We start from the raw sequence: 3,910 nt of genomic DNA on the forward strand, positions 1-3,910 counted from the left end.
AATGATGACCATGCTGGTTTGGTTGTAGTTGGCTGGAATAAACTTAGGCAAAATCAATCTCCTATGAAGATTTGATAATCCTATTAGATCACAAACTGTCCGATGCAATGACTTGTTACATTTCAGCCCCAATACACTGCACCTGGCAATTGCCAATTACTAAATTCAAAATGTAGCACACGCCTATTACTTGGCTCTGAGCTTTTACTGGAGGCATGTAGCAAATGTGGGCGCATGATAAGAGCGGCACCTTTTTCAGCTTCACAGAAATAAACTTTTTCAGAAACAACCAATTCGTTTATTTGTTTAGGATTTAATATACCTAATTTGTGGCTATTTGGTATAACCTTCAAGCAACCATTTTCTTTCGGTGTTGAGTCTAAATGTACACGTATAGTAACCATGCTCTCTAGAACAGCCAAAGGAGGCTGAACATGCGGAGTATTTTCTTTTACACTCCAAGCTCCCCAGCCAGGCTCCTCAAATTTACTCGAAACCGAAACTGTTTTGTCTTGGTGCCAAGTTACAAACCAATTTGATGCTGGTGATTTATTGAAAAGTATGGCTCTTACTAGTTGAGCATTAACAGGCACAAAGGGGCTTGCTTTTTCTTTGAAATCAGTAGAGTTGAGGTATTTAGCTACCGTTTTCAATTTCTTATTGATATATCTCACTCCACTAACTTCAGTTGAAACCTCAGAAGTTTCTATTTCTCTAAGAATTGTGGAGCGCCAATTTTCTGAAATGAAGCCTTTAACAATTTCACAACCATTTTCAAAGAATTGCACAATCTTCATTCCTGATTAAATGTAACGCCGCAATCTCACGAATCCCCTCACAATATTGAAAAGATTCAACCATATAGACACGCATGGTGCGATTTGATCTAATTAATTTCGCCAAAAACCAACCAGAGCAAACTACCATGCGCGATATCAATATCTTACACGATTTATTAAAAAAACAATGATCCAATTTACACCAAAAACGCTTAGCCTCATTAATGGTTGCCGTTAACGCTTTGCTGGATGGACAACAATTATCGTTAACTGAGCTAGGCCGTAATATCAAAGGCAAAGTATCTGCCAAACACAATATCAAACGCATCGACCGTTTACTCGCCAATCAAGCGCTTTATCAAGAACGAACCGCCATCTATCAATGGCACGCCCGTTGGTTATGTTCACAGCAACCGCATCCGATTATTATTGTTGATTGGTCCGATGTTCGCGAGCAAATGCGACACCAAACCTTACGTGCATCTATCAGTTTTAAAGGTCGCTCGATTACCCTGTATGAACGCGTTTTCCCGTTTTCACAATACAATTCTCAGGTCAGCCATAATCCATTTCTAAAAGAATTAGCCGCCATTCTACCTGCCAACTGTCAACCCATTATTATCACGGATGAGGGTTATCGAACCCCTTGGTTTCGCCAAGTCGAAACAGCAAAAGTTAAAATAGCCAATGGGAAAAAGTTAAATGTAAGCAATACTAATTCGTCCTTAGCTGTTTTATTTGTAGCAAAGCTCAGCGTGAAAACATATGCAAAATAAAGCAAAACTACAGGCATCAAAATAATAAATATAATAGATGTAATACTCACTAATTGATTCCCATTGGCATAGACATAATGACTCCCCACGAGGTGCTAGCCTCCAAACTCGTGGGTTAGCAAAGCCAGAGCCATAATTAGTTTGTTCACAACTAAAAATTGGAGGCTAGCATGAACAAAAATAGCATACTTTTTATTGGATTAGATACCCATAAAGAATTTATTGAAGTCGCTTATGTTGAAGACCCTCGTGGCAGCGAAGTAGTGCACTATGGGCGAATATCATCCGCAAAAGATAAAGTCGCTAAATTAGCACGACAATTTCAATCTAAATACCCAAACGCAACATTACACTTTGTCTATGAAGCTGGCCCCTGTGGTTATTGGATTTACCGTTATTTAACGAGTTTAGGTCATTGTTGTTATGTTGTAGCGCCATCCCTGATTGCGAAAAAAACAGGTGATAAAGTAAAAACAGACAAGCGTGATGCGATGAAATTAGCAAAACTATTTAAGTCTGAAGACCTCACCCCTATTTATGTACCGGAGCCAGAAGACGAAGCCGTTCGTGATTTATCCAGAGCGCGCGAAACTGCGATGAAGGACTTAAAGGATGCTAAATACCAACTCAAAGCCTTACTACTGCGTAATAACATTAATTATAACGGCTCTGCAAATTGGTCATTTTGGTCATTAAAACACTTACGCTGGTTAACTGAACTTGTACTGCCACATCCCGCGCAACAAATAGTGCTGCAGGAATATCGTCAAACCATTACCGAGCGAATTAAACGCTTAGAAAGATTGGATAATGAGTTGGTTCATCATGTTATGAAATGGCGTTATTACCCCGTCGTTAAAGCCATTCAAGCAATGCGTGGCGTTCGATTATTAATGGCTGTGGGAACCTTTGCTGAGTTGGGCGACCTCACTCGCTTTGACCACCCTAGAAAATTAATGAGCTATCTTGGGCTAGTGCCCAGCGAACATTCGTCTGGAAGCAAACGCAGAGTTGGCAGTATTACTAAATGTGGTAATCAACGAGCAAGACGCTTACTTATAGAAGGAGCGCATGCCTCTCGTTATCCTGCAAATGTTTCAACAGAAATTCAAAAGCGACATGAAGGCATACCCAAAGATATTCTTGATATAGCTTGGAAGGCCCAACTTCGTCTTTGTAAACGGTATAAAAAACTCATCCAAACAGGTAAACATTACAATTTAGTCATCACGGCAATTGCTCGAGAAATGATTGCCTACATCTGGGCAATTGCTCGAGAGGTGGTTTTACAGCCCATCAATCCCAAATTGAGAATCGCCAGAGTGCCAGCGTAAATTAGAAAATAAACAGATATAAATATGTTAAAGGGTTTTGAGTTAATGCAAAAGCATCAAGCAGCGGCATGTGATACAACCACCGACGGCGTTAGGATGGCAATGGCCTAAAAATCATTGAACCACGAGCATAGACTGAAGATAGGTATCACGACGGAATAAGTAAGGTTAGCTCTGCTGGCATAAGCCAGTAATCTACGGATATCAGCATGTAAACCGACGAAATTACTTGCTTCATGCTATGCATTAACTCAATTTTAATTAGGTAAAAATAAATTATGGCTTAAGGTTTTAGGCAGAAATTTGTGTTGCCTACTTGACGTGGGGGGTCATACCAACGCCCAATTATGGGGCTGATAAAGCTTGGCTAAACTGTGTAGCGAAGCGGAACCAAGCCAAGCTTTAGCAGTCCCACATAAGTTTTTTGTTAGGTGTTACTTTTGCTTGCTATCTTGTATAACCCAAGCAATATCTACGCTAGGTAAAACTTGCTTTATGACAGATGATAAAGCAATAACATTGTTGTTCAACGTATTCTCGGTAGCCTCTATATAAACAGTTTTTAATTCACACTGTTCTTGGTGATGAGCAACAAAATGCTTAAGTATAAATGACTGATTAACAATATTGCCCTCGAAATAAATATTATCATTATCGAGTTTAAGCAATAGCGTATGTTGATTGCATTCAGGGTACGCTATTAAGCCGTGAAGAAAAACCAATTCAATGCCGGCTTCGTCCTCTTGAAATGCCACAAAAGCATAATACATGCAGAGACTGAGTAATATAGCTATAAAACCGTATTCAGCAGATTTAAACATGCTTTGGGTAACACCTAACGCCGCGCTAAACGGCAAGTAAAGCTTGGCTAAACTTAGTGAGGAACGAACGCGAGCCAAGCTTTACGCGTCCGCTTTTTTCAGCGCCTTGTATGGATAATAACCCCACCAAATTAATGATTTAAGGTAAAGTGAGACCCAAGCCCTAGCTGCAACTAAGGCCTTCTTTTGCAGTAGTTCGA

3 protein-coding genes and 1 pseudogene are annotated in these 3,910 nt (G+C 39.9%); 2 read left to right on the top strand and 2 right to left on the bottom strand.

Translation table 11 applies throughout. The features are described from left to right. Window positions 1-122 precede the first annotated feature (122 nt). Window positions 123-788, bottom strand: a complete 666-nt coding sequence (locus N7931_RS19025; protein ID WP_262795921.1) for a phytanoyl-CoA dioxygenase family protein — start codon at window positions 786-788, stop codon at window positions 123-125. 137 nt (window positions 789-925) lie between these two features. On the opposite strand from N7931_RS19025, the pseudogene N7931_RS19030 reads away from it, so the two are divergent. Both N7931_RS19030 and N7931_RS19035 read left to right on the top strand, forming a co-directional pair. Then, window positions 926-1,444 (top strand): annotated as a pseudogene (locus tag N7931_RS19030) (IS4 family transposase); the annotation flags it as partial. Window positions 1,445-1,725: 281 nt separating this feature from the next. Further along, window positions 1,726-2,889 (top strand): IS110 family transposase, encoded by a 1,164-nt coding sequence (locus tag N7931_RS19035; RefSeq protein WP_262795922.1) that lies wholly within the window; start codon window positions 1,726-1,728, stop codon window positions 2,887-2,889. A gap of 434 nt (window positions 2,890-3,323) precedes the next feature. Here the strand turns inward: N7931_RS19035 and N7931_RS19040 are convergent, their stop codons facing one another. Next, window positions 3,324-3,788 carry a hypothetical protein gene (locus tag N7931_RS19040; RefSeq protein ID WP_262795923.1) on the bottom strand — a complete coding sequence of 155 codons (465 nt, stop codon included), beginning with the start codon at window positions 3,786-3,788 and terminating at the stop codon, window positions 3,324-3,326. Window positions 3,789-3,910: the final 122 nt, after the last annotated feature.

This window comes from Catenovulum sp. 2E275 (assembly GCF_025515275.1).
Classification (GTDB): Bacteria; Pseudomonadota; Gammaproteobacteria; order Enterobacterales; family Alteromonadaceae; genus Catenovulum.